Origin of the sequence: Solibacillus kalamii (assembly GCF_002174535.1) — a bacterium.
Classification (GTDB): Bacteria; Bacillota; Bacilli; order Bacillales_A; family Planococcaceae; genus Solibacillus; species Solibacillus silvestris.
In genome coordinates this window covers 1-26,797 of the sequence record NZ_NHNT01000016.1, presented here as the reverse complement: position 1 = coordinate 26,797, position 26,797 = coordinate 1, and the positions used below count along the sequence as shown (strand labels likewise).

At 38.3% G+C, this 26,797-nt stretch carries 26 protein-coding genes, 1 rRNA gene, 1 pseudogene and 1 riboswitch; of the genes and pseudogenes, 14 read left to right on the top strand and 14 right to left on the bottom strand.

The window, feature by feature from the left end:
* The first annotated feature begins 44 nt into the window (after window positions 1–44).
* The 3 genes from CBM15_RS17695 (at window position 45) to CBM15_RS17685 (ending at window position 2,482) form a co-directional block, all read left to right on the top strand.
* Window positions 45–1,163, top strand: coding sequence for a glycosyltransferase family 2 protein (locus tag CBM15_RS17695; RefSeq protein WP_087618496.1), 1,119 nt, complete (start codon window positions 45–47; stop codon window positions 1,161–1,163).
* 12 nt (window positions 1,164–1,175) lie between these two features.
* A complete protein-coding gene (locus CBM15_RS17690; protein ID WP_087618495.1) occupies window positions 1,176–1,661 on the top strand; it encodes a glycosyl-4,4'-diaponeurosporenoate acyltransferase CrtO family protein in 486 nt (161 codons plus the stop codon).
* 95 nt (window positions 1,662–1,756) lie between these two features.
* Window positions 1,757–2,482 (top strand): 3-ketoacyl-ACP reductase, encoded by a 726-nt coding sequence (locus CBM15_RS17685; protein WP_008407502.1) that lies wholly within the window; start codon window positions 1,757–1,759, stop codon window positions 2,480–2,482.
* 105 nt (window positions 2,483–2,587) lie between these two features.
* Here CBM15_RS17685 and CBM15_RS17680 read toward each other — a convergent pair whose 3' ends face one another.
* From CBM15_RS17680 to crcB (CBM15_RS17645), 8 genes and pseudogenes are all read right to left on the bottom strand, one after another.
* A complete protein-coding gene (locus CBM15_RS17680) occupies window positions 2,588–3,133 on the bottom strand; it encodes a GNAT family N-acetyltransferase (RefSeq protein WP_087618494.1) in 546 nt (181 codons plus the stop codon).
* A gap of 129 nt (window positions 3,134–3,262) precedes the next feature.
* On the bottom strand, window positions 3,263–4,456 hold the full coding sequence (locus CBM15_RS17675) for an MFS transporter (RefSeq protein ID WP_087618493.1): 1,194 nt from the start codon (window positions 4,454–4,456) through the stop codon (window positions 3,263–3,265).
* A gap of 55 nt (window positions 4,457–4,511) precedes the next feature.
* Window positions 4,512–4,611, bottom strand: a riboswitch (purine riboswitch).
* A 114-nt stretch (window positions 4,612–4,725) separates the two neighbouring features.
* Window positions 4,726–5,051: pseudogene (locus tag CBM15_RS17670) on the bottom strand (aldo/keto reductase); the annotation flags it as partial.
* A 107-nt stretch (window positions 5,052–5,158) separates the two neighbouring features.
* A complete protein-coding gene (locus CBM15_RS17665) occupies window positions 5,159–7,108 on the bottom strand; it encodes a methyl-accepting chemotaxis protein (RefSeq protein ID WP_087618492.1) in 1,950 nt (649 codons plus the stop codon).
* Between the two features lie 387 nt (window positions 7,109–7,495).
* Entirely contained in the window at window positions 7,496–7,942 is a 447-nt protein-coding gene (locus tag CBM15_RS17660; protein WP_008407510.1) for a general stress protein, read from the bottom strand.
* Window positions 7,943–8,085: 143 nt separating this feature from the next.
* The gene (locus CBM15_RS17655; RefSeq protein WP_008407513.1) at window positions 8,086–8,538 is read right to left on the bottom strand and encodes a general stress protein; all 453 of its coding nucleotides are present in this window, start codon (window positions 8,536–8,538) and stop codon (window positions 8,086–8,088) included.
* A gap of 111 nt (window positions 8,539–8,649) precedes the next feature.
* Window positions 8,650–9,012 carry a fluoride efflux transporter CrcB gene (gene crcB, locus CBM15_RS17650; RefSeq protein WP_087618491.1) on the bottom strand — a complete coding sequence of 121 codons (363 nt, stop codon included), beginning with the start codon at window positions 9,010–9,012 and terminating at the stop codon, window positions 8,650–8,652.
* Window positions 9,009–9,401, bottom strand: coding sequence for a fluoride efflux transporter CrcB (gene crcB / locus CBM15_RS17645; RefSeq protein ID WP_087618490.1), 393 nt, complete (start codon window positions 9,399–9,401; stop codon window positions 9,009–9,011). The genes crcB (CBM15_RS17650) and crcB (CBM15_RS17645) overlap by 4 nt, the downstream gene beginning before the upstream one ends.
* Window positions 9,402–9,675: 274 nt before the next feature.
* Between crcB (CBM15_RS17645) and CBM15_RS17640 the strand changes: the two genes are divergently transcribed.
* The 6 genes from CBM15_RS17640 (at window position 9,676) to CBM15_RS17615 (ending at window position 15,532) form a co-directional block, all read left to right on the top strand.
* Window positions 9,676–10,299, top strand: a complete 624-nt coding sequence (locus tag CBM15_RS17640; protein ID WP_087618489.1) for a LysE/ArgO family amino acid transporter — start codon at window positions 9,676–9,678, stop codon at window positions 10,297–10,299.
* A 678-nt stretch (window positions 10,300–10,977) separates the two neighbouring features.
* Window positions 10,978–12,393, top strand: a complete 1,416-nt coding sequence (locus CBM15_RS17635) for a purine-cytosine permease family protein (RefSeq protein WP_087618488.1) — start codon at window positions 10,978–10,980, stop codon at window positions 12,391–12,393.
* 261 nt (window positions 12,394–12,654) lie between these two features.
* On the top strand, window positions 12,655–13,179 hold the full coding sequence (locus CBM15_RS17630; RefSeq protein WP_087618487.1) for a thioredoxin domain-containing protein: 525 nt from the start codon (window positions 12,655–12,657) through the stop codon (window positions 13,177–13,179).
* The gene (locus CBM15_RS17625; protein ID WP_087618486.1) at window positions 13,180–14,016 is read left to right on the top strand and encodes a transporter substrate-binding domain-containing protein; all 837 of its coding nucleotides are present in this window, start codon (window positions 13,180–13,182) and stop codon (window positions 14,014–14,016) included.
* 74 nt (window positions 14,017–14,090) lie between these two features.
* A complete protein-coding gene (locus CBM15_RS17620; protein ID WP_087618485.1) occupies window positions 14,091–14,774 on the top strand; it encodes an amino acid ABC transporter permease in 684 nt (227 codons plus the stop codon).
* A complete protein-coding gene (locus tag CBM15_RS17615; RefSeq protein WP_087618484.1) occupies window positions 14,771–15,532 on the top strand; it encodes an amino acid ABC transporter ATP-binding protein in 762 nt (253 codons plus the stop codon). Before CBM15_RS17620 ends, CBM15_RS17615 begins: the two co-directional genes overlap by 4 nt.
* Window positions 15,533–15,713: 181 nt before the next feature.
* Here CBM15_RS17615 and CBM15_RS17610 read toward each other — a convergent pair whose 3' ends face one another.
* Entirely contained in the window at window positions 15,714–16,316 is a 603-nt protein-coding gene (locus CBM15_RS17610; RefSeq protein ID WP_087618483.1) for a TetR/AcrR family transcriptional regulator, read from the bottom strand.
* Between the two features lie 199 nt (window positions 16,317–16,515).
* Here CBM15_RS17610 and CBM15_RS17605 point away from each other — a divergent pair, with 199 nt between their 5' ends.
* Together CBM15_RS17605 and dacB are read left to right on the top strand one after the other, a co-directional pair.
* Window positions 16,516–17,253 carry an SDR family NAD(P)-dependent oxidoreductase gene (locus tag CBM15_RS17605; protein ID WP_087618482.1) on the top strand — a complete coding sequence of 246 codons (738 nt, stop codon included), beginning with the start codon at window positions 16,516–16,518 and terminating at the stop codon, window positions 17,251–17,253.
* A gap of 321 nt (window positions 17,254–17,574) precedes the next feature.
* Window positions 17,575–18,969: a D-alanyl-D-alanine carboxypeptidase/D-alanyl-D-alanine endopeptidase gene (dacB, locus tag CBM15_RS17595; RefSeq protein WP_087618481.1), complete on the top strand. Its 1,395-nt coding sequence runs from the start codon at window positions 17,575–17,577 to the stop codon at window positions 18,967–18,969.
* Between the two features lie 69 nt (window positions 18,970–19,038).
* Here the strand turns inward: dacB and CBM15_RS17590 are convergent, their stop codons facing one another.
* The gene (locus tag CBM15_RS17590; RefSeq protein ID WP_087618480.1) at window positions 19,039–19,623 is read right to left on the bottom strand and encodes a helix-turn-helix domain-containing protein; all 585 of its coding nucleotides are present in this window, start codon (window positions 19,621–19,623) and stop codon (window positions 19,039–19,041) included.
* A 263-nt stretch (window positions 19,624–19,886) separates the two neighbouring features.
* On the opposite strand from CBM15_RS17590, the gene CBM15_RS17585 reads away from it, so the two are divergent.
* Window positions 19,887–21,017 (top strand): DUF418 domain-containing protein, encoded by a 1,131-nt coding sequence (locus tag CBM15_RS17585; RefSeq protein ID WP_087618479.1) that lies wholly within the window; start codon window positions 19,887–19,889, stop codon window positions 21,015–21,017.
* Window positions 21,018–21,167: 150 nt separating this feature from the next.
* Here the strand turns inward: CBM15_RS17585 and CBM15_RS17580 are convergent, their stop codons facing one another.
* From CBM15_RS17580 to CBM15_RS17570, 3 genes are read right to left on the bottom strand one after another with little or no spacing between them, the layout of a single operon-like run.
* Window positions 21,168–21,962, bottom strand: a complete 795-nt coding sequence (locus CBM15_RS17580) for an ABC transporter permease (RefSeq protein ID WP_008407537.1) — start codon at window positions 21,960–21,962, stop codon at window positions 21,168–21,170.
* On the bottom strand, window positions 21,952–22,695 hold the full coding sequence (locus CBM15_RS17575; protein ID WP_008407538.1) for an ABC transporter ATP-binding protein: 744 nt from the start codon (window positions 22,693–22,695) through the stop codon (window positions 21,952–21,954). The genes CBM15_RS17580 and CBM15_RS17575 overlap by 11 nt, the downstream gene beginning before the upstream one ends.
* Complete coding sequence (locus CBM15_RS17570; protein WP_087618478.1) at window positions 22,696–23,673, bottom strand: ABC transporter substrate-binding protein; 978 nt, start codon at window positions 23,671–23,673, stop codon at window positions 22,696–22,698.
* 139 nt (window positions 23,674–23,812) lie between these two features.
* On the opposite strand from CBM15_RS17570, the gene CBM15_RS17565 reads away from it, so the two are divergent.
* On the top strand, window positions 23,813–24,427 hold the full coding sequence (locus tag CBM15_RS17565; protein ID WP_087618477.1) for an NUDIX hydrolase: 615 nt from the start codon (window positions 23,813–23,815) through the stop codon (window positions 24,425–24,427).
* 421 nt (window positions 24,428–24,848) lie between these two features.
* On the opposite strand, the gene CBM15_RS17560 is transcribed toward CBM15_RS17565, so the two are convergent.
* Window positions 24,849–26,336, bottom strand: a complete 1,488-nt coding sequence (locus tag CBM15_RS17560) for a carboxypeptidase M32 (RefSeq protein ID WP_087618476.1) — start codon at window positions 26,334–26,336, stop codon at window positions 24,849–24,851.
* A 221-nt stretch (window positions 26,337–26,557) separates the two neighbouring features.
* Between CBM15_RS17560 and CBM15_RS17555 the strand changes: the two genes are divergently transcribed.
* Window positions 26,558–26,797, top strand: a 16S ribosomal RNA gene (locus CBM15_RS17555); the annotation flags it as partial.

Sequence of the window (26,797 nt, the reverse complement as noted above, 5' to 3'; positions counted from 1 at the left end):
GCGTATTAGCTATTAGACAAAAGCAAATGGAAGGAACATGATCAATGGAAACTTTGTATTTTGTTGTGCAAATACTATCCTTACTCGGTTTATTATGTGGTGTGCTGATGTTTTGGTCTTCAAGAAAACCGCCAGCAAAAGAGGGGAATCAGCCAATACCTGCATTGTCGATCATCATACCAGCCAGAAATGAAGCGCTTCGGTTGCCGCCATTGTTAAAATCACTCCAGCAGCAAAGTTGGAAGCGTTTTGAAATAATTGTAGTCGATGATGGTTCCTCGGATCATACTGCTGAAGTTGCATTGTCATACGGAGCGAAGGTTTTAAATAGTAAACAAGTAGGCGGGATGAGCCCGGGTAAATCCAATGCTTGTGCTTACGGGGCACAATCTGCAAAAGGAGAATGGCTGCTGTTTTTAGATGCGGATGTTCAGCTTGCCGATGAGGACAGCCTCGAGCGCATTGTGAATAGCTTCAGCAATCAAGAAGGAAAAGGGATCTTATCCATTCAACCGTATCACCGGATTGTAAAATGTTACGAAAATTTATCCGTAATATTTAATATTATTGTGCTGACAGGAATGAATGTATTTACCGTTTGGAAAGGAAAGTTTGCAACGGCAGGATCATTTGGACCATGTATTATTTGTGATAAGAAGAGCTATATTTCAACAGGGGGGCATGAGGCATCGGAAGAGTCGATTATGGATGACTTTGCACTGAGTGATGTTTTTTTAGCTAAAGACTTACCGGTAACCAATTATGCCGGCAGAGGGATTATTAATGTGCGAATGTATGAAGAGGGACCGAAACAATTATTGGAAGGCTGGACAAAAAATCTGGCAACAGCTTCACAGTCTACTCATAGATTTGTTATGATGCTCATTCAGCTTTGGATTTTTGGTGTCATAATGGCAGTGTTGGCACCAATTCTCGCTTTTTTGACGGAATCTTCTGTGGCGCTCTTATGCGGAATTATTGTCTACTTATTATACGGAGGGCATGTGTATTTTCTGGCGAGAAGAGCAGGGAATTTTCATCTCATGATGTTCTTGTTCTATCCTTTATTTGTTTTATTTTTTACAGCCGTATTTTTATATTCATTATATCGCACACATGTTTTACATTCGGTCATGTGGAAAGGCAGAAAAATCAAAGTGTAATAGGAGAGAGGTATGACAGTCATAAATGCAATCTGGCTTCTCATTGTTAATATAATGGTATGGCTTGTTCTTCATTTTTCGATTTCAGCGCTCTGTTTCAAAATTCCTTTACGCTATTTTTTGAAGGATGTTGTATTTCTCCGTATTGCAGAGTGGGAGGAAAACGGGAAGATATGGAACCGGTTATTTTTAGTGAAGAAATGGAAAAGGCACTTAATTGATGGGTCTTCGATTGCAAAGAAAAGTTATAATAAAAGCCATTTGCACGGTACAAAGCGGGAAGATTTAAAGATTTTTGCAGCTGAAACAAAAAGAGCGGAGATAACGCATTGGCTGCTAATTTTGCCAGCGCCCCTTTTTTTCATATGGAATCCTGTTTGGGCAGGCTGGATTAACATCGCCTATGCACTCTTCGCCAACGTCCCATTTATTATGACGCAACGTTATAACAGAGGACGAATTGAGTCTATTTTAGGTTTATCTTATCGTAGCAATTAAAAAGTATATCTATATCGTCCAATCGCAAAATAAGACGTATGGAAGTTCACTATGTTAAAATTTTATTGAAATAATGTTTGAAGGAGACGATAAAATTGGGTCAGTCATTACAAGGTAAAGTAGCGGTTGTAACAGGTGCTGCACGCGGAATCGGTAAAGCGGTAGCGGTAGCATTAGCAAAAGAGGGTGTGAACGTAGGGATCATTGCACGTTCGGAAGAGGCACTACAGCAAGTAGCGAAAGAAATTGAGAGCCATGGCGTTAAAGCTGCTTATGCAGTGGCGGATGTTTCGAATTTAGAACAAGTACAGAAGGCTGCTGCCCATCTAAAAGAAAAGTTGGGGTTAACGGATATTTTAGTTAACAATGCAGGTGTCGGGAAATTTGAAAAGCTCGTGGACATGGATCCGGCAGAATTTAAAGAAATTGTCGACATCAACGTAATGGGTACTTTTTATGTATCGCACACAATTGTTCCGCAATTAATCGAGAAAAACGCGGGTGATGTTATTAATATTTCATCAACAAACGGTTTAAACGGTGCGGCAACATCAAGTGCATACAGTGCTTCTAAATTCGGTGTCATCGGATTAACCGAGTCGCTTGCTGCAGAAGTGCGCCGTAACAATATTCGTGTAACAGCATTAGCGCCAAGTACGATTGCAACAGATTTGGCGGATGCACTGAACTTAGTGCCTGATGAAAAAAGAGATCAATATATGCACCCTGAAGATATTGCGGACTATATTATTGCTCAATTAAAGCTGAACAATCGCATGTACATTAAAAACGCGACATTAATGAATACAAATCCATTCTAATCATGGACCGGTTTTCATAACTGTTGAATATGAAAAAGCCCTTCATTCTGTTTGCTGCAGACTGAAGGGCTTTTTTAATAATTCTATTTTAGGGTGTAAAAGCGATTAGAATTCCTCTTTTAATATAGAGTAATACACACTATCTACGAGAGTACCTTTAATCATATGATTTTTTCGCATCGTTCCTTCATGGGTCATCCCTAAACGTTGCATAACTTTAGCGGAGGCCGCATTTTGAACGTGAGATTCAGCAAATACACGTTCTAAGCCGAGTGTATTGAAGGCTAAATCCAATATTACTTTGCTGGCTTCTGTTATATAGCCTTTTCCCCAGAAGCTGCGGTTTAATGTAAAGCCGAGTTCACCGCTTTTATTCCACTCATGGACACGGAACTCGATTGCACCGATCATTTTATTGCTTTCTTTTAATACAATCGCATATTTCCCGGCAGGTTCTTTCATAAAATAATTTTCAATCATCTTCTTCGTTTGTTCCAGATCTTTGTGTGCATGATAAAGAAATTTCGTCGTTTGCTCATCCGCAGTATATTCGTACATATCTTCAGTATCTTCAATAGAAATCGGACGTAAAAAAAGACGCTCGCTTTCCAGATGACTGTATTTTTCTAGTAATAAATTTAGGTTTTCCATTTGTTTTCTCCAATAATATGACTTTTATTCGAGAGTGTTTTAGGCTTGGTCATCATAACATAATATACATTTTTTTACTATAAAGATAAAAAGCAACATCTGGTATTCAACCGGATGTTGCCTTTAAAATTACATATTCGATTGATGAGCAGCGGGAGTGGAAATTTTTTCTCCTCTTCCATTTGTTTTTCTCGTTAAAGAAAAGACTGCACATGCTAACGCAACAAGTACAAGTGCACCGCCATACCAAGCTGCATGTGAAATCGTGTCTGTTTGAGTGATTACGATTCCGCCAAACGCTGATCCCATCGAAATTCCGATCTGTAAAGCCGAATTATTAAAGCTTTGCTGAATATCGGATGTAGCAGGATCTGTCTGAATCAAGTAGCTTTGCTGTGGTGGTGATAAACTCCAGCTTAGCGCTCCCCAAATCATCATAATCGGTATGAAGATGATAAGAGAGAAGGTCGTGAATGGCAGTATGAATAACACGACTGCAAATGAAACAATAACGAAAATAATACTCTTAGGTGCGCCAATTTTATCCGAAAGCGTTCCGCCAAATGCGCCGCCGCTTACTGCAGCAATCCCGAATAATAAATAGCAGAGACTGATCCAGCTGGAATTCAGACTTAGTTCTGTTTCCAAAAATGGTGTGAAGTACGCGTACATCGTATAGTGTCCAGCCAGCATAAACATCGTTGCAAGATGGGCACTGCCGATTTTGGAACTGGCAACTGCCTTTAATTGTTGCGAAAGTGGAATGGTCATTTCCCCTGGTACTTTCTCTAAAAAGATTGAAATGAGAATAAATGAGCCTACTGATAAAATCGCAATGCCTAGGAAAATTACACGCCATCCGAAGTAATCGGAAATTAAAATGCCAAGTGGTACACCTAATACAAGCGAAGAACTAATTCCCATATAAATGAAACCAAGTGCCTTCGCACGATGTGCCGGTGAAACTACTTTTGCAGCGAGGATTAACGAAAGCACGGTAATCAGTGATGTACTCATTGCACTTAAAATACGGGCAACCATCATAAATGTGTATGTGACACTGAAATACATCATGATATTACTGATGAAGAAAATAAACAACGAAATAAGATATAACTTTTTTCGTTCAACTTTGCTCGTTAAAACTAATAATACAGGACCGGCGATTGCATAAATAAGGGCAAATACAGTAATCAGTTGTCCGGCAGTGCTTATTGAAATATTCATATCAGTTGCAATGATTGGGAGAATGCCTCCAACGATCAGTTCCACCAACCCGACAGCAACTGTTGATAATGCGAGTATTAAAACTTTGAAATTCATATTTTGTCTTACTTCCTTTCTTATAAAAAATAAAAAAAATCCTGATTACAAAAAATGAAAAAAAATCATTTTCTGTAATCAGGATTTTATGGTTCCTGGTAGAGACCCTCAAGCCATATTCTTGAGGTTATACAGTTACTATTAACTTGGATAAATGAGCACTTTGATAGTTTACTCGTTTTCGAAAAAAATTTCAAGTATGTGTTTTTTAGTGAAAAAAGCTGTCCTCGTAATAAGAGACGAGGACAGCATGCTGAAGAAGCGTTTAATTAAAAGCTGAAGTGATCCGGATCCGGCCCGATACGTAAATCTTGGTTAAGGCCATTAATCAGTTCCATATCCTCATTAGACAGTTCAAAATCAAAAATACCGGCACAATGCGATGTTCCTTCGTTGATTTTGGGATTGTTACGACACCATTCTGCAGATCCCATCTTAAAATAACTTGAGAAACGGTTTTATTAAATTTAGCATCTAAATCGTTTAATAGTGGGTTATCCAATAATTTTGCCTTCATTAACGGAGACCATGCCTCGAACTGAATGTCATTTTTTTCGCAGAAAGCTTTTACTTCTAATTGAGATAAGCGTGGATGGTCAATTCCCGCAAGCAGAAAAGCACTAATTTTCTCATAAAGAAAATTGATGCTTTTCATGTTGTATAAGGTCCGTGGGGCAATTCTAATCACAGCCCGTATATTATTTATATTTTAAACTTATGCATTACTTGCTGTAAGTGATCGGCCATCTGATTTAAAGCATGAGCAGAGGCACCCATTTCTTCCATAGAAGCATGGATTTCCTCCGTTGTAGCCGCCACTTCTTCAGCCGCAGCAGCAGTCGTTTGTGCATGAGTCACTAATGAAGTTGCTGTAGAGGAAGTTTGTTCTACAGAAGCCGCCATTTCCTGGGCAGTTGCTGTAACATCATCCACTTTAGGGGCGATAGTTTGCAGTGCCTCTAAGATTTGATGGAATTTTCCGGCTGTCTCGTTTGTCAGCTGTATACCCTGCTGAACATCTGTCTTCGCATGGTTCATCAATGCAACGGAATTTGCCGTGTCTTCCTGAATTCCTCTTATTAATAGATTGATTTGCTCTGTTGATTGCTGTGAGCTCTCTGCAAGCAGACGAACTTCCTGTGCGACAACGGCAAAGCCTTTTCCATGCTCACCCGCACGAGCAGCTTCAATGGCCGCGTTCAGCGCTAATAAATTTGTTTGGTTTGCAATATTATTAATAACATCTACAATACTTCCGATTTCATCAATACGCTTTGATAAGGCGCGAATTTTTTCATCTGATTGTGCAACCGAGTCATCGATTGAATTCATTTGATTCACTGTGTTTTGAACGACGATATTTCCTTGGTTTACTGTACCGATTGCATTAGTCGATAGAGAAGTGACCTCGTGTGAACGATTTGCAATTTCAATAATATTTTGACCTAATTGATTCATTGATTGTGCGTTTTGTTCATTACCTTTTAGTTGCTCGTCAGTGCTGATGGCTACTTCTTGTACTGCGTGTGCGGATTGCTCCGTCGCCTCGATTGTTAAATTTGTACTTTCTTTCAATGAGGAGGCGGCTTCTCGAACACCTTCCGCACTATGCAACCCTTGTTGTATTAGAGTACTTAAGTTCTCGCGCATTGTATTAAATACTTTACCTAAATGTCCAATTTCATCTTGGGAATTTATATTTACTTTTACGGATAAGTCACCTTCACTAATAAGGGTGGCCTTTTTAGATAATTCCTGAAGTGGCCCATTAATTGACCGGATAATCAAATAGACGAAAACTGCTGCGATAATAAAGGCAATAAAGACAACTGTTAAATCATTAAGCAAGTTTTTATTTGCAACTGCCTCTGCTTCGCTATCAAATGTTTTCGCAAGCACGGTCCATCCTGTTTGTTCATTTTTAACGTAGAAAGTTTTGGTTTGATCATCTTTAATAACACCATTGTTTTCATTAATATTATTACTGATTGACTCCCCGGCTGCTGAACCGATTTCAATATCAGGTGCTGCCATAAAATTGTTTTTGCTATCCAAAAGCATGGTGAAGCCTTTCTCGCCAATCACTACTGAATCATTAATCTCAGCTAATTTTTGAATCGCCAAATCAATCCCGATAACGCCTGACTTGTCCGCTAATTGTTGCGCAATCGTTACAACAAGAGTACCGGAACTTGTTGCAATGTAAGGATCGGTAATAATAACTTCTCCCTTTGCTTCAATTGCCTGGATATACCATGGACGTTCCCGTGGATCGTAGCCCGCTTCGTATTGATGTGCGGGTCGACGTAGCATTTGACCATCAGCTGTCCCTACATAGGCTATGTTGATTTCTGGGTGAAGTGCGAGGTATTCATCGAATAGTGAATTAATTTTATTATCATTTTCCAGAGTATCTTGTGAAATATAGGATGAAAAGTATGACATTTGCTGAAGCTTTGGCTGAATTGTTTCTGTAATCTTTGAATTTAATAAATTTAAACTTTGTTCAGCAGTTGACTCATGCTCTTCAAAAATCAGGTTTTTTGTATTGTTATATGAAAAAAAAGATACAGTTAAGGTTGGTATTAAGAGTACTATTGCAAATGCAAAAACAAGTCGAAATTTAATGGACCACTTAGTAAAAAAGTTCAAAATTATAACATTCCTTTTCTGTTTAGGATAATAGTATAGAAATCAATATATATCGATAATACTTTATTACTATTAGATAAATATTGCAATATATATTTTATTAATAAGATTCAAAATTATAAAACTATGTAGAAGGGGGTTTTAGTTTCAAGCAATTTTCGGTTGATGAAAAATCGAAGGTTGATAACGAACGATATCGAAAATGGATTATTTAAGGGGATATTTGGTGGTGGGTCAACTCTTTATCGGATTTTCCGAAATTATAAGACCAAAAGGGAAATTGCATAGTGCAATTTCCCTTTTGGTCTTAACCGAAACAATTACGTCCCAGCCTCATTAAGTTTTCTATATTAAAATCAAATAAATATTGTTCCAGGTATATTTTTATTATTCGATTCCACGTTTATCTTCTGCCACCATTATTAAAATCTTGCCTGCTTCAAATTGCTCGTTGTAGCGCTCTGCCTCGTCTTCCGGAATTCCCATACCGACTAAAGCACCGACGATTCCACCGACCATTACACCGGTAGCTAATCCGGTTAATCCGGCAGCGATTGGTCCCGCTGCAACAACAGGGCCGATGCCTGGAATTGCAAGTGCACCAAGTCCGACAATAACTCCGCCAAGTCCGCCTAATGCGCCGCCAGCAGCTACACCTGTAATGGCACCTTCCATAGCATTTGCGCCGGTTTCATTGGAAATTGCATCTACATCCGATACGTTTTTACTGATGATTGAAATATCCTGTGCACTGTATCCTTGTTGCTTTAAGTCTTCAACTGCTTCAATAGCTTCTGCTTCTGTATCATAATATCCTACGACATGTTTTACCATTTCCCTCATCCTCTCAAATTCTCTTTTCACATACTAAAATTTACCCTTGAGGAATATTTGTAAACATGAGGAAACAGGGAAGGGAGAAAACATAACGAAAAAAAGCCATTCTGATAAATCAGGAATGACTTTTTGCTGCTCTATTATAAAAGTGTTGTACCGCGTGAATTTTCATCTACCATAATTAAAATTTTACCAGATTCAAATTGTTCATTGTAACGGTTCGCTTCATCTTCTGGAATCCCCATTCCGATAAGAGCACCCGTCAAGCCGCCGACACCTGCACCAGCTGCAGCTCCTGTAATTCCGGCAACTATTGGACCAGCTCCCACGATTGGACCGATACCTGGAATTACCAATGCGCCAAGACCTGCAAGCACGCCACCAATTCCACCTAAAGCACCTCCCGCAGCTGCGCCTGTGACAGCACCTTCTGCAACGTTTGCACCTGTCTCATCGGTAATTGTATCAACATCTGATCGGCTTTTACTGATAACTGAAATATCTTCAGTACGGTAACCTTGTCGTTTCAGATCCTCGATTGCATCAATTGCCTCTGATTCTGTATCATAATACCCCACAATATGTTTTACCATTTCTATCATCCTCCTCATCTGAATGTTGCACAATATAAATTTACCCGTGTCGATTGTTTGTAAACATAACTTGTTAACATCGATGCTAATTGGAGGGAGGAAACAGAAACATTAGGTTAAATATATTTTTGCCACCCAAAAGCCGGCAAAAGCAAAGGAAAGACCGACCGAATATGTGAGTATAGAATAGAGTAAAAATTGCTTCCATTGTTTTGCATGAACAAGTGTAAGACTTTCCAATTTGAAAGTTGAGAATGTAGTAAACGCACCTAAAAATCCAATACAAAGAATAAGGTTTGCAGTTGTATGGAGATGCATATTAACTAAAAATCCCAATGTAAAGGAACCGAGCATATTTACCGCAAAAGTACCGAAGTGAACAAATCGATATGTATGATTGAGCCGCTTAGAAATAACAGCCCGCAAAATCGCCCCGAAAAATCCACCAACGGCAACTAACAAGAAATTCATCATACTGGTTCCTTCCTTTCCCAAAGGCTTCTACCTGCTTTCATACCAAGCGCAACAAAAAGGAAACCGAAGATGGCACTAATGAAAATATAGAGAATGGCAAATAAATAAGAGTGATGCTGCAGCAACTGGATCACTTCGACACTAAATGTGGAAAAGGTCGTAAACGAGCCGATTAAACCTGTTTTTAATGCAGATAAATAGTTAGGATTTGCTGTTATCTTCTGTTCGAAACCGGAAGAGAGCAAACCTAAAAGAAAGCAGCCTACTAAATTCACTGCAACCGTCGCAAAAGGGAAGGCAGCTGTCTCGTTTGTTATCAAAAACAGGGAAATGCTATATCGTAATACGGCTCCAATAGCACCACCGATACCTATTAAAAACATTGGCATATTCAATAACCTCCTTAAATAAAACAGACTCCCGCCAGTTCATTAAACTGACAGGAGTCATTCGTCTATAGGCGGTTAAGGGCGAATCACGCCTATCATGTTCTATTTACTACATTAGTTTATCAATTAATGGTAAGTCAAGATGCTCTTAATAAACAGTGGATCATCTGAAAACATAAGTCCCCCGGGTATGCCGAATCTGACCTGTTAATTAGGTGAAGACAAATTGTTCCATCATCGTTATTCTTAAATAATGGAAATAGGAGGAATAAACGTGCAACCATTAATTCATGGAATTTTATTGGCATTTGGCTTAATTTTGCCACTGGGTGTTCAAAATGTATTTATATTTAATCAAGGTGCAACACACCGGAAATTTACGAAATCATTGCCTGCAATAGTAACAGCAGGCGTCTGTGATACGATTTTAATTTATTTGGCAGTAGCGGGGGTATCGGTAATTGTTTTTAGTTTTGAATGGTTGAAAATATCGCTTTTTTTAGCAGGGTTCTTTTTCTTGGCATATATGGGATGGGTAATATGGAAGGACAATCCATCAGTAAATGCACACCGAGAAGAAAAAGGTTTTTCAGCGCGACGTCAAATTGCGTTTGCTGCATCAGTGTCGCTACTTAACCCCCATGCTATTTTGGATACAATCGGGGTAATAGGAACAAGTTCATTAGCTTATACAGGTTATGAGAAATGGATGTTTACATTGGCCTGTATAGTTGTGTCGTGGATATGGTTTCTGTCACTTGCCATTGTCGGGAGAAAGATTGGACAAATTGACGGAAACGGGAAATTCTTAAATTCCCTTAATAAGATATCTGCCATAATTATTTGGATAATGGCATTATATATTGGCTATCAGTTTTATTTATTAATTGGCGAATAGGAAAGATGACCGAATCATTGCCAGACTGACGGTAACCACTAATTTTCCGTTAGGAATTTATACTCTAACCAGGGGCTATATAAAGGCATCAACTCCTCAAAACGTAGAAAGCTAAAGGCACTAAATTGAAGAATGAATAACAGATGAAAGGTCTTCCAAAACTGATGAAGCTTAAGTTTGAAGAACTAACAATCGATGTGTATAATTTGAAAATTTACCGGAGAGATTATGGAGTAAAGTGGAGAGGGAAACCGCTGGAATTGTTTATATGCTAAATAGCCATTTTGTGGTGATTGTGAAAAATATGTAAAAGAAACAGATGGTCAATATTGGCCATACCTACCTGTTAAACAACTCGGAAAACAACAGCATTTTATGTTTTTCGAGCTTTTTTGGTGTTTGGGAAAGAGTGGATTTCTTGTAGTCCTAAAGAACGACTTGGGTTGAGGTCACAAATAATTGCTTTAAATTATGTTAGAATATTTAATGGAGCTATTTAACTTACGCTCACAACTATCTGCGCGGTAAAAAAATCATTTCTTTTTTTGTTTCTGAATTGAAGGGATCAATTGCAGATGATTTACCGTAACCGACCTTTCCCTTAAAAAGATCCATCCACCTCTAACTAAAAGTTCCTTTGAAACAAAAGAAGTATAAGTACAGAAAGGATTTGATTGAATGAGATCTGAGATTACTGCAGATCAGAAATTAAGAGAACAAGACTTTTCTCGTCAAGAAGCAACTAGTGACTATACGTTTGACCGAGTTCCGCGTGAAGAACGCAAAATGGGCTGGTTAAGTATCACGAATATAACGTTTGGTATTGCAACTGCCATTTTCTATTTCCAAATGGGAAGTGTGATGGCACTACAGTTCGGAGCGGTCAATGCGCTCATCTCTGCTGGCTATGCAATCATTGTTGCAGGTATCCTTGGAAGCATCATTGTTTATTTATCGGCTAAGTCCGGCATGAACGTCAACTTATTATCCCGCGGAGGATTCGGTTATATCGGAGCCTCATTAACCTCATTAATTTACGCATCAAATTTTATTATGTATTGTGCATTTGAAGGTATGATTTTAGTCGCTGCAGTTCATGCATTTTTTCCGGCGATTCCGATCTGGCTTTTAATTGTAATCTTTGGTTCCTTAGTAATTCCGTTAAACTGGTTTGGCATTAAACAATTGGACAAACTTCAAAAATGGTCATTGCCGATTTTTGGAATATTCCTCATTACAGCCATTGTTATTGCTTTTAATACCCCATCAATTAACTCTGGAAATTTCTGGACCTATATGCCTGAAGGTGTTCAAATAGGCGGTACGGCATTACTGTTATGTATCGGAATGCAACACGGTATAATGGGACTTACAGCATTAATTGCTTCGGATTACGCACGTTTCCTAAAACCGAAAGACTTGAAAATCGGTTCAATTGCTATCGGATTTATTCCGCAAATCTTCTGTTTTGGTGTAATGGGCGGCCTTGGCATTTGGTTCGGTGTAAAATTTGCCGAAGCAAATCCCGGCGTTTATATCGTGACATTATTAGGGCTTGGTGGTGTCGTATTTACGGTTCTGACACAAGTTCGTATTAATATAACGAATATTTACAGCAGCTCACTTTCCCTCTCAAACTTTTTTGAAAACATGTTTGGCTTTACACCGGGACGCCGTTTTTGGGTTGTAGTAGCTGGTGTCATTGCGATGATTTTAATGCTTGGCGGTATTGTCGATCATCTTCAAATTGCGATGACTTTCCAAGGTGTAGCACTGATGAGCTGGGCAGCCGTTCTCGTAACGGAAGCGCTCGTTCTAAAAAAATGGCTGAAGATCGGCCCGCGCTATTATGAATCCAGACAGGAAAACCTGTTTAAATGGAATCCGGTTGGTGTCATTGCTTTGATTGTCCCAACTGTAATCGGTACAATTGCAGCACTCGGATATATGGGCACATTCCTGCAAAATACTGCCGCATTTTTCGCAGCGCTGATGGCAGCAGTTCTGACTGTCATTGTAGGGTTGACGACAAAAGGGCGATACTATAGCAAGAAAGAAGTAAAAGATATTCCGAAAGAGGATTGGATCGCTTAAGTAGTTCAATCATGTTAAAACCTCTAAATTCCAAAGTTTAGAGGTTTTTTAATATACTTTTATCTAAATATAGCTTTTTTATGATGGTCATCGAGGCGATGTTCTTAATTTTCCCCCTTTAATGGTAATTTAAATACTCCCTTCAACTTATAACTATATATACCAATATTTTTAAAATATTATTTACAATTCCAATAAAGATAGTATACAATAAAATAGTGAATTTTTAGAATTTAGCGAAAATAAAAAGGGTGGGTAATAATGACGGAAATTAAAAATAATTATTTAGTAATTGGCGATGTGAACGCACCTGTAAAAATTGAAGTGTTTTTAAATTACGCGTGTCCGTATTGTGCGACGTTTTTCGATTTAGTTGATAATACGCTACCAAAGTATTTCGCAGAAAAGAAAGTAGCGTTAGTAGTAAAGCATTATGACAAACCACGTGAAATGTTATTACCCGGAACGCTAATTAATGCGAATTTGGATTATTCTAATCCAGAAAGAACATTAGAAATCATAAGTGAATTATTTAAGGATCAAGCAAAATGGGATAAATATTCAAGTTTTGAAATAAAGAAATACATTGAAGAGAAATATAACTTAAAAGAAGAATTTTCAAATATCGATCGTAGCTTACTAATTACTGCAGAGGCAATTGAGCGTAATGTGAAAATGGTGCCTACTGTATTTATCAATGAATTGGAATTCCAATATCCGCGAGAGATTTTTGCAGAAGAATTAGTAGAAGTTATAGAGAAAGAACTAGAAAAGGTGGAAGCTTAAATGAAGAGTTTAAAGAAATTATCATTTCTGGTTCTTTTTAGTGCTCTAATATTGCTGTTAACTGCTTGTGGCAATGATGGTGGTGCTGGGTCACCGTCAAAAGAAACGAATGCTGATAGTGGTAAAAAAGAGGTCTTAGTTGTAGGTTCTTCCGGGATTTATCCTCCATTTATTTCTGTGGATGAAGACGGCAAAGCCCAAGGATATGACGTGGAAGTATTAGAAAAAGTTGGTGAAGCATTAGGGTATGAAATTAAGTGGGAGTTTGCTGAGTTTTCAGGTATTTTCGGTATGCTCGATGCAGGAAAAATTGATACGGTATCCAATTTAATTGCAATGACAGAAGAACGTCGTGCAAAATATGATTTTTCAACACCTTATGCTTATTCAGGTGCCACTCTAGTTGTACATGAAGATAATAATAGTATTAACAGTATTGAAGACTTAAAAGGTAAAAAAGTAGGTGTTTTATTAGGAAATAACTTGCATCAATTTTTAGAGAAATGGAATGAAGAAAATGGTGGTGAAATCATCATTACACCGTACCAAGATGTAAGCGGAACATATAATGAAGTGGCATTAGGTCGATTGGATGCATTTATTGATGTGAAAATTACTGCAGCATCTCGTATTCGTGATGAAGGTTTACCATTAAAAATTTACGGTGAAGAATATTTAGTTAACTTTGACTATGGCTTCCCGTTTGTACGCTCTGAAGAAAATAAAGAATTTTTAGAAGCGTTTAGTGCAGAAATTCAAAAGCTACAAGATAATGGCACATTAAAAGAGCTATCTGATAAGTGGAGTGCAATTGACGTAACAATTCCACATAAATAATTTTTAATAGGGGCTGTCCAGAGTAATCTCTGAACAGCCTTCTGATTTCTAGTTCTACAGAAAAGAGGGATTTTGTGAATTTCGATTTTGGTTATATGATTGAAATCTTTCCGAGAATCATAGAATATTTACCAATTGTTTTGTACATGGGGACACTTTCCTTTATATTAGCAGTCATTATTGGTCTACTATTTTCAGTAATAATTAATTTTAAAGTTCCTGTCATTTATCAAATTTTAATTGTTATTATTTCTTATTTCCGTGGAGTCCCTACGCTCATTCAGATTTTTATTTTTTATTTTGGGATACCCCAATTATTTCCTAGCTTCAGCTCATTAGATGCTATTACAGCTGTTATTTTTGCGCTAAGTGTAAAAAATGCAGCATATTTATCGGAAGTATTTCGTTCTGCATTTTTAGCGGTCGATAAAGGTCAATTTGAAGCATGTGATGCTATGAACATGACAAAGTGGCAAGGGTTACGTACGGTTATTTTGCCGCAAGTATTACGTGTTGCAATTCCTGCATCAGGAAACTATTACATTATGATGATTAAAGAAACTTCATTAGCTTTTACGATCGGTGTTGTGGATATGCTTGCTCGGGCAAAGCTCGAATCAGCTGTCACTTATAAATTTCTTGAAGCGTATTTAACAGTTGGTTTAATTTATTGGGCCATTACAGTAATTTTAGCTTTCTTACAGTCAAAACTTGAAAATTATGTAGAGCGTCCCTACCAAAAGGAGGCAACAAAATGATTAAAATTCAAAATTTGCATAAAAGCTATGGAAACACTGCGATTTTAAAAGGAATTAATGTAGAAATTAAAGATGGTGAGGTACTTGCTATTATCGGTCCTTCAGGGTCAGGGAAATCGACATTTTTACGTTGTTTAAACTTTTTGGAGAAAGCAGAAAAGGGCATTATTGAAATTGATAGCGAAGAAATGAATTTAGAGAATTTTCAAAAATCACAAGTAGTAAAATTACGTGGGAAAACAGGAATGGTATTCCAAAATTATAATTTATTTAAAAATAAAACAGCATTACATAACGTATCTGAACCATTGCGTCTATCTAAGAAAATCTCCAAGCTGCAGGCTGAGCAAATAGCGTACGAAATACTAGCTGAAGTCGGATTAATGGGGAAGGAACTGAATTATCCTGTCGCACTTTCAGGAGGGCAACAGCAGCGAGTTGGCATAGCAAGAGCACTTGCACTTGATCCATATGTAATCTTATTTGATGAGCCGACTTCATCACTTGATCCAGAGCTTGTAGAAGAAGTATTAAATGTTATGAAGGCAGTTATTAAACAAGGTCGAACTATGATTGTTGTAACTCATGAAATGGAGTTTGCAAAAGAGGTAGCAGATCGTGTCATTTTCATGGCAGATGGAAATATTGTTGAGGAGGGGACCCCGAAAGAAATTTTCGAGAACCCTCAAAATGAACGAACAAAACGTTTTTTAAAAAATTATTTAACGCTTCATAATTTAGGTGGAGATGGTATTTGAACTAAGTATCTAAAGTAAAAACCGCTAAGATAAATTGAAAAAAGGATTTACGTACCGTTTTTTTTTGAGAGGTTAATGACTTATTTAATTGAAAAATAATTTTTGTTAAGCAACTGTATGTTACGCGCGGTAAAAACTCCGTCTCGCTAATCATCTTATTTCTTGTTTTATCCTAAACCGGTTAACGTTTTTGTTTTCCCACAAACTCCAGTGAATAAATATGTGTTTGGGATAAAGCAATGACTTCTTCAATAAACTCTTCTTTGGATTCTTTGAAATTGCTGTTAATCCAATTTTGAATAAGTCCGTAAAATCCGTATGCAGTATATCGTTTAAAGTAATCCATATTTACCTGGATATTATTGATTGTTTGAAATATAAACTGCTCCCCGTATATTTTTAATATCGTTTGAGGAAATTTTGTATGTAAGCTTGTTAATGTATCATCGTATTTAATCAGTTCAAAGAAATTTCGGTTGTCATAAATGTAAGAAATAATATTAAAAGAGGGTTCGCTTAGTTTTGTCGTATATACTTTTTGACCAGGAGAATAAGGTTTTCCTACAGATTCTTCCAATCCGGCAAGCATTGTTTCAAGAAGATCCTCTGCCAATTGTAATTTATCCTGGTAATGTACATAAAATGTACTGCGATTGTAAGAAGCATGATCGACAATATCCTTTACGGAAATCGCATGGTAGCCTTTCTTTTTGATAAGGTCAATTAACGCCAACTTTAAATGTTCTTTTGTTCGGTTTTTTCTTTTGGATGTACCATTTTCCACGACATTCCCTCCATGTAAAAAGACAAAATAATAGTAAGTGTCTACTTATTATACATTTTACAATATTCTAATGATTGATGTATTTATTGAAATTGTTAAAATTGAAATGTAAAGAAAATGCACATATTTCTGCTATTTCTGTTCAATTTAACTTAAATGTGTATGTTTTCAATGACTCATTATATAGGAGGAATAAAAGATGGGAAAATTACAAGGTAAAGTAGCAGTCATCACTGGTGGTGCATCAGGTATTGGTGCAGCTACAGCAAAATTATTTGTCTCTGAAGGTGCTAAAGTTGTATTAGTTGATTTAAATGAAGAAAAAGGTAAAGCTTTCGAAGCAGAATTGAAGGCACTTAACGCGGACGCAGTATTTGTTAAAGCAAATATTACAAATGAAGAAGAAGTAGCAAATATATTCAAACAAACAATTGAAGCATTTGGCAAAGTGGATGTCGTATTTAACAATGCAGGCATCGGCCGTGTTTTCCCTTCACATGAATTGGAATATGCTGAATGGCGCAACACAGTTAATGTAGACTTGGATGGTGTATTCTTGGTAGCACGTGAAGCTATCCGTGAAATGCTGAAATCTGGCGGAGGGTCAATCATCAATACCGCTTCTATGTACGGCTGGGTTGGTTCACCTGGATCGGCAGCATACAATGCAGCAAAAGGTGGGGTTATTAACTTAACACGCTCACTTGCACTTGAATATGCAGAGCAGAATATTCGTGTGAACTCACTATGCCCAGGCTTCATTGACACACCGATTATTCCGGAAGAAAGCAAACAGGCATTAGCTTCAATGACACCAATGAAACGTCTTGGACAAGCAGAAGAAATGGCAAAAGCTGTATTATTTATGGCAAGTGACGATTCTTCATTCATGACTGGCAACAGCTTAACGGTTGATGGTGGATATACAGCTCAATAATTTCTGATACAAAGCGCACTTTCAATTTGGAAGTGCGTTTTTTTGTGTGGGCTGTTTTTATTAGAAAAGTTAAGTGGGATATGAGAAAAAGTGTTGTCGATATTAGCACATGCTAAAGGAATATTAGAACAAAGCGAACACTTTTTAGAACATTGGAAGGATTTATTAGAACATCTCAGTTTTATTAGAACAAATAAAAATATATTAGAACATTTTCATTTATATTAGAAAATCTCGCCCACTTCAATTCGTGCTAACCGTAAATAAATATTTCTGTTAGAATAAATTTACAGTAAATTCTAACAATTCAGGGGGAAGAGTATGGAGGAGATTCAAGAGAAGAACTTAAATAACGATACAATCACGAAATTGGGACAAGTAGTGGAGACAATTTTAGGGAAGGACAAGGCAACTTTTACGCTGCGGGACAAAACTTCTGGAGAGATTCTGTATACATATCGAGGGGAGCATTTAATGCGTCCCGCGTCCAACATGAAAATCCTTACGGGGGCGGCTGCAATTTCGGAGCTTGGATTGGAATACCGATTTAAAACAGAAGTTTTTATCGACGGAAATGTTGAAGACCACACGTTAAACGGGGATATTTACGTGAAGGGTTACGGTGACCCGACAATAGTTGAAGCGACACTTAGGCATTTTGCGGAAGTTTTACGGGAATACGGAATCCATCATGTAAACGGTAAGTTAATCGGGGACGATACATATTTTTCGGGTAAAACATTGCCTCCGGGTGTTGATGATGAAGGGGAAACCCATTATTATGGGGCCCGTATTTCGCCTATTACGATGTCACCGAATGATGATTTTGATGCGAGCACAATTATCGTCGAGGCAACTGCCGGGAATATCGGGGAAAAGCCGATGTTTAATGTCATCCCGCATTTAAGTGGTCTGCATATTTCTAATGAAGGGAAAACAGTAGATAAAAATGCTGAAAATACATTAGAAATCCGCAGAATTAATAATACAAATCAAATCGTGATTACAGGTGAACTACCAGAAGGAGAAACGGCGAAAGTATGGGTGTCCCACCAGAATCCTACAAAAAACACATTGCTGTTTTTCAAAGAACTATGCAAAGATGCAGGCATCTGCTTTGAACAGGAAAATGTCATTGCAAGCGGCACGACGCCAAAGCATGCCAAGCTAATCCACACGCACGAGTCTTGTCCAATTGCAGAGATGTTTTCAATATTTATGAAACTAAGCAATAACAGCATCGCCGATATTTTCCTGAAAACGATGGGGAAACAAAAGCATGGAATAGGCGATTACGAGCATGGCCTAAAAGTAGTGCGAGCCTATTTGGAAAAGCTGCAAATCGATTTTACGACATGTCAATTCGCTGATGGTTCGGGCCTGTCACATCAAAATCGTCTGCACTCAAATGGTATATCCGAACTGTTGTATAAGCTGCAAAAAGAACCGTATTTTCAGAACTTTTACGAATCATTGCCAGTTGGAGGGAATATAAACAGACTGGTTGGAGGAACGTTAAAAGACCGCTTTTTAGAGCCGGAGCTGCAACAGCGAATATTCGCTAAAACAGGCTATATCCATGAAGTGAATACATTGTCAGGCTATGTAACGGGAAAAAGCGGGAGAGATTATATTTTCTCGATTATGCTTGAAGGCAGGGAAGAGGGAATTCCGTTTTTGGATGAAGGGTTGAAGGTAATTATTGAAATAGTGTAACCATTGAGCGCAAAGAAACAGTCTCAACTATTAGCTGCTGACTAATAGTTGGAGACTGTTTATTAAGAATTAAATATACTGATAAAATAATCCGTCACGTGTATCGAACCAAATTAGTTTCCCGTGTTTTTTACGTGGGACTGTTGCCTGCAAAGCCCATTCAGGGAACTGCTTGTACAATTGAATCTGATCCCCTGTTGCCAGTGCGATAAATGATACGTAATGGTCTTTCGTCATTGGGTGGTCTGCTGAAATGGACCATTGCATATCGATTTCCTCTACTTTTAATTTTTGTTCGTCAGTTGCTTTTACAGCAGCTAACGGCTCCAATTTCCGTCCGCAGCACGAAACGGTAAAGTTCCCTGTTGCTAACCCGATATTCGAGCAGCTTGGGCATACATAATAGCTTGAATTTTTCATATTGCCTCCTACCAATTCATTTTGATTTATTTCACCTGTCAGTAAATTTTCTATTGGAATATCGAAGAGGGCAGCAAGCTGAGGGAGAAGTGTTATATCAGGACAGCCGATCCCTCTTTCCCATTTTGAAATGGTGCGGTCCGATAAAAACAGTGCATCTGCTACTTGCTTTTGCGTCATCCCTTTTCCCTTGCGCAATGTATAAATTAATTGGCCAATTTTTTCATTATCCATTCGTTTCCCTCCTACTGTTTTAGCATAAAAGGATTGGAGCCGATTCGCAACAAACGGAGCGTAGAGTTGGGATTGTAACGGAGTAGTTTACGTAGTGATTATTAAAAATCACTTATTCATGATGGAGTACTAAATAGTTTTTACAACAGAAAAATAATTGGAAATGAGCGAGCTCAAGGCCAATTTATATTTATTACTATACTAAGCAAGTAATTGTGAAACTTCCTTGACCTCAATCCGTAGTAATTATTAGGAGGTGTAAGATGAAGAACAGAATTGAAGCATTGGATGCATTGAGAGGATTTTCTTTACTTGGTATCTTGATTGCGAATATGCTGTATTTCCAATATGGAGATATGACGATAAATACAATTGAGCCTACAACATGGTGGGATAATGCGGTATTTTATTTCACAAAAATATTTATAGAGGCATCGTTTTATCCGATTTTTGGATTTTTATTTGGATACGGAATTATTTTATTTGTGCGGGCGTTGGAAAATCGAGACTTGAAGACGCTCGGACCTTTATGGCGTAGGGTAATAGGGTTAATAATTTTAGGAAGCTTACATATTGCATTTGTATGGGACGGCGATATTTTATTGACATATGGTGCAGGTCTTATCATTATCATATCGTTCATTAAGCGCAAGGTGAAAACTTTGCTTATTTGGGCGTCTGTATTAGCAGTGCTGATGATCCCGCTTTTAATATTAAAAACGGATGTTTTGTTGCTTGCTGGATTAGAAGAATCAACTACCGTTTTAGCCAATGGAACCTATTGGGAAGTTGTGCAACAACGGATCGGTTTAACAGAAGAGGTTCCATTAATCTTCTTCTTAATCGGATTACCAATTGCACTTGGTTTTATTGTGTTGTTGGCCTTTTTCACAATTGGTCCTTTTGTGTTGTTGGGGATGGCAGCAGCAAAGAAGGATTTCTTTACACATATTCGGTTAAGAACAAAGCTTTTAAAACGTTTAGCGTTGCTTGTTCCACTAGGCTTGGTGTGTAAGTCATTCTTATATTGGGATCATTTTGCAGGAAAATTGATTTATGGTACGGGAACATATTTACTGGCGATTGGCTATATTGCTTTATTTACGCTAATTTATTTAGCGAAGCATGAAACGAAGCTTGCACAAGCATTTGTCAGTATGGGACGTTTATCACTAACCAATTATTTAATGCAGTCTATTATATTTACATCAATTTTCTACGGATATGGATTTGGCCTCTTTGGAAAGCTAGGTGTAGCGGTTGGATTACTGTTGGCAATCGTTGTGTACATCTTGCAGCTTTATATTTCAGGAATTTATACAAAACGCTTTTCAATTGGACCGGTCGAATGGTTACTGCGTAAATTTGTTTATTTGAGGCAGGGGCGTAGTTAATAGAAGCAGGAGCGCGCCAGGCCCACAAGAAGAACTTTTTTTCTTTTAGACCGCAACCTCTCTAAAAAGTACAAAAACATCCACTTTTCTCCCCCCAGAGGAAAAATGGATGTTTTTCAATTTGCCCCGGCGACTTTTTCAACTCACTAATCACTGCTTTTCCAATACCTTTCGTTCAATCAGTTCAACGCCTTTATACATAATCGTTGCCAATACAATAATGATGAGAAGCGCCAAGAATACTAACGTAAAGTTAAATACTTGGAACCCGGAAATAATCAGATAACCGAGACCGCTTGATGATACTAAAAATTCCCCGACAATAACCCCAACCCATGATAAGCCGACGTTTACCTTTAAAGTAGAAATAATCGTCGGGGTAGAGGCAGGAAGAATAACATGCCGGAATGTTTCATATTTGGATGCCCTGAAAAGCTGCATGACTTTAATATAGTTTTCGTTTACTTGCTGAAATGCGGAAAAAATAACGATGGTCGAAATAATAACCGAAATGAGTACACCCATTACGAGAACTGCGAGCATATTCGGTCCGAAAACCACGAGAATCATCGGTCCAATTGCGACTTTAGGCATTGCATTCAATACGACTAGATAGGGGTCCATCACATTGGCAAATGTTTTGGAGGACCATAGCGAGATTGCGAGCAATGTTCCAAAAAGGGTTCCTAATATAAAGCCGACAACGGTTTCAAACATCGTAATCGCAATATGAGGGAATAAACTGCCATCCGTTATTTTTGTAATAAACAGGCTTCCCACTGCGCGTGGGCTGCTGAAAATCAGCGGGTCCAATATACGGAAATGGGTCGTAATTTCCCAAAATAGAAGAAGACCGACAAGGAGCATTAGTTGGAAAGAGAAAATTTTTCGTTTTTCACGTCGCCGCTTTTCGTTATATTGCTGCTGCAACTGTTCAATATTCATCCGAATCAAGCTCCTTCCATATTTCCTGGAATAGTACTTGGAAAGCAGGGGCATTTCTTGCTTCGAATGGTGTCAGTTCGCGAATTTCCTGTGGGATGATGAAGCTTTTCACAATCGATCCCGGACGAGGGCTAAAGATAAATACCTTATCACTCATCGCAATGGCTTCGCTAATATCATGCGTCACCAAAATGGTCGTCGTTGAAAACTGCTTCAATGTATTCGATACAAAGTTTTCAAGGGACAGTTTGGAACGAAAATCGAGCGCAGAAAACGGTTCATCAAGTAAAAGTAATGTTGGTTTTACGGCAAGTGTTCGGGCAAGGGCGATACGTTGGCGCATCCCCCCGGAAAGCTGCGTTGGGTAAAGTTTTTTCGTATGGGCCAATTCAAATTGTTCGAGCAGTTCGTCAATGATTTCACGGTTTTTCCTTTTTTGCAGTGTCAAACCGAGTGCGACATTGTCCTCAATTGTTTTCCATGGGAACAAGAAATCCTGTTGAAGCATATAGCCGATTTCAACATCGGGTTCAGCAAAATTAATCGAACCGGTCGTCGGTTTCAATAAGCCTGCCAGCAAAGAGAGCAGTGTGGATTTCCCGCAGCCGCTCGGGCCTAAAAAGGAAACAAATTCTCCTGAAGCAACTGTGAAATTCACATCTTCAAGAGCTGTTGCCACTTGCTGTTCTTTAAAGAAATGATGGGTAACCTGTTTTACTTCCAAATAAGTCATTTACTTCACAACCGCATCGGCAAATGACCGGTTTACTAAATCTTTGTAAGCTGGCTCAAACTCCAGTACGCCTGCTTCGGTCATTACATCAAGTAGATTTTGGAATTCGTCTTCATCGATAATCGGATTTTTTGCATAAGATTCCTGATCACGGTAACGCGTCACAACCTGCTCAATAATTTTTTGGTCTGTATCTTCAAAGTAAGGGGCAATCGCTTTTGCCACATCAGCGCTCGATGCTTCATACACCCATTTTTGTGCTTTATAAAGAGCTTTCGTAAAGCTATCCATCATTTCTTTTTCCGAGAATGTACTTTCTTTTGCCATAAATACCGTATATGGAATGGCGCCAAGCTCTTCGCCGAATGAAGCGACGATTTTTCCGATGCCTTGCTGTTCAAAAATGCTTGCAGTCGGTTCGAAAAGTTGTACATAGTCACCTGTACCTGAAGCAAAGGCGTTCGCAATATTGGCAAAATCAATATTTTGAATCAATGTTAAATCATTTTGCGGATCGATCCCTTGTTTTTTCAGTACAAATTCGCCGGCCATTTGCGGCATTCCTCCAACACGCTGACCTAAAAATGTGCTGTCTTTTAAAGCATCCCAGCTAAAGTCGACATTCTGGTCACGTGCGACTAAAAATGTTCCGTCTGTTTGCGTAAGCTGTGCAAAGTTAATTACTTTATCGTTCGGATTTTGCCCAGATACATAAACCGATGTTTCAGCTCCAATTAACGCAATATCAATCCCGTCCGATAAAAGCGCGGTCATCGTTTTATCTCCACCAGGTATAGTGGATAGTTGGATCGATAAACCTTCATCCTCAAAAAATCCTTCTTCAATCGCTGCATAAAGAGGTGCGTAGAAAATGGAACGGGTTACTTCACCAACTTTTACTTCCTGCAAATCCTTCTGACCACAGCCGACCAACAACAATAAAAGCCCAACGAAAAGGGCAATTCTAAGCCATTTCATTTGGTCATCCTTTTCTTTAATAGTGTTGTAGTATCGTATGCAGTAAAGGGGTGAGAGGTGTTACTTCCACATTTCCATTTCACCATAGAAGGCGGTCATGGTACGATAAAGATAACTATTTAGTAAGGTGGAGAATGTTATGGATTTAAATCATCTGAAAGGGCTGCTTGCAAAACCGCAACCTCTGTTTTTAGGGGAAGAGACCGCATTTCGGTCGGCCGTACTCATCCCGCTTGTAAAAAAACAGGGCGAGTGGCATATTTTGTTTGAGGTTCGTGCTTTAACGATGCGTAAACAACCTGGCGATATTAGCTTTCCGGGCGGGAAAATCGATGAGACGGATGAATCGCCGCTCGCTGCAGCGCTTCGAGAAACGCATGAAGAGCTCGGAATTGATCAACAGTCAATTGAACTAATAGGCAATCTCAGTCCTTTCGTTATATCACCGGCTTTTGTTGTCTATCCATTCATCGGAATTATTGAGCAGTCGGAACTGGATACATTTAATAATGATGAAGTAGAAGAGCTGTTTACGGTCCCTTTAGACTGGCTGTTGACACATGAACCGTATGTGCATTATGTTCCGGTAGAACCGAAGCCTCCGATTGATTTCCCGTACGATAAAATTGCGAATGGCGAAAATTACGAGTGGCGCTCAAGCCGGATGGAAGAATGGTTTTATGAATATGGAAACTACACAATATGGGGTTTAACTGCACGTTTATTAAAGCATTTTATAGAAAAATTAAAATAAAAAATTTGGCGTCTTCCTACTACCGGGGAGACGTCTTTTCCTTTGTTTTACTTAGATTATTAATAGTTTTGAGGAGGAGGGAAAATATGCAAATCCTATGGTAAAATCAATGTATTGTCCTAAAGTTGACGCGTAGATGAAGAAGAACCATAGATAGCTGGAGTGGAGCAATATAAAGAACAGGGACTCATTATAAGGGAAGAATCAGGAGGCATTTATGAAAGGGAAAAAGATGTTGTATATAGGAGTTGTTGTAGCGATTGTAATTGCTGCAGGTTTAGATATTGCATTTAAAGGGTTAGGTTATCAACTGTTGCAAAAAATATTTTCATAAGTCTGTAATTACTCGCCGCATTTTTAATGTAGCGAGTGTTTTTATATAAAAAAAGCAAACCTTTGTAAGAAAAGGCTTGCTAAAAAACTACAGATTATAAAGTTCCGAGTATTTATTTTCTAAATAATCGGCCAAATATTTTGCAGAAAGTGCTTCTCCGGTACCCTCTGAAATTAACTCGTTCGGCTTTTTCAATGCACCATATTGATGTACTTTATCAGTCAGCCAATCTTTAATAGGTGCCAATTCGCCGCGTTCGCATAACTCATCGAAGTTCGGAATGTCTTGATCCATTGCATGCTTCCATTGCGCCGCATACATGAATCCTAGCGCATAGCTTGGGAAATAGCCAAAGCTTCCGTCACTCCAATGCATATCCTGCAGTACACCCTCCGCATCATTTTGTGGACGAATTCCTAAATATTCTTCGTATTTTTGATTCCAAACGCGCGGTAAATCTTCCGCCTGCAAATCGCCATTGAAAATTTCACGCTCAATTTCATAGCGGATCATTATATGAAGCGGATACGTAAGTTCGTCTGCCTCTATACGTATTAACGAAGGCTCCGAGAAATTAATCGCCTTTAAAAATGCATCGACCGGGACATTCCCGAATTGTTCAGGGGAATGCTTTTGTAAAATGGCGTAATGATGTTTCCAAAAGCTTTCATTCCGTCCGATAATGTTTTCATAAAATAATGATTGGGATTCATGGATTCCCATTGAGGCACCTGTAGATAATGGTAAGCCGTTTAATGAGGCATCGATATTTTGTTCATATAAAGCATGCCCGCATTCGTGAATCGTACCAAAAACAGCCGATCGGAAATCATTTTCATCATACTTTGTTGTAATCCGGATATCTCCACTGTTTAAACCGATCATGAACGGATGGACCGTTTCATCCAAGCGTCCTGCTTCAAAGTCATACCCAAGCTGTTTCAATAATTCCAATGAAGCGGCATGTTGTCCACTTTTCGGGAAGTGTTTAAATAATAGAGAAGTGTCCGGTTTGTTTTTTGAATCACCAATTGCCTTAACTAAAGGAACGATTGTTGCCTTCAGCTCACCGAATAACTCGTCAAGCATGTCTGTCGTCATATTCGGTTCGTATTTATCTAATAATGTATTATAGGCCGAACCATTTTTAATTCCCCAATACTGTACAAACCGCTTTTGATAATCGATTACTTCTTTTAAGTACGGTAAGAAAATTTGGAAATCCGATTTTTCTTTTGCATCTTCCCAAGCTGCTTCTGATTTTGCTTTTAAAATTGTGTAAGCTTTAAATTCCTCAGCCGGTATTTTCTTGGACTCGTCATATTCTTTCTTAACTTCTTCATAAAGACGCTGTGTCACAAAGTCCAATTTCTCATTTTGAAGCTCAGACAGTATTTTACCTAGTTCGTCACTCGTTTGGAGAGCGAATAACTCTGCAGATAATGTTCCAATCACTTCTGCTCTTTGCTCCAACCCTTTTCGAGGGGCCCCTGTACGCATATCCCAATAAATAACGGAAAGCGCTTCAGAATAGTTTTGCATTTTCTTCACATAATTAATAAAAGTTTGTTGCATAATAGTTCACCCACTCCTTTCACATTTATTATATAGTACTTGGAATCCGTTTTATTAGTATAAAATATAAAATAAATTTCAAAGGATATATAAATAGGAATGAACCTTGAAAACTGAACAAGCAACGTTAATGAAACAAGCTTCTTAAATGAAGCAAACAATAGATTTCAACTTCTAACGAAGTTGGATCGCTAGCAAAGCAAATGAGCTTTCAAACTACTTTTATGGAGAGTTTGATCCTGGCTCAGGACGAACGCTGGCGGCGTGCCTAATACATGCAAGTCGAGCGGAAATTTTATTGGTGCTTGCACCTTAAAATTTTAGCGGCGGACGGGTGAGTAACACGTGGGTAACCTACCTTATAGATTGGGATAACTCCGGGAAACCGGGGCTAATACCGAATAATACTTTTTAACACATGTTTGAAAGTTGAAAGACGGTTTCGGCTGTCACTATAAGAT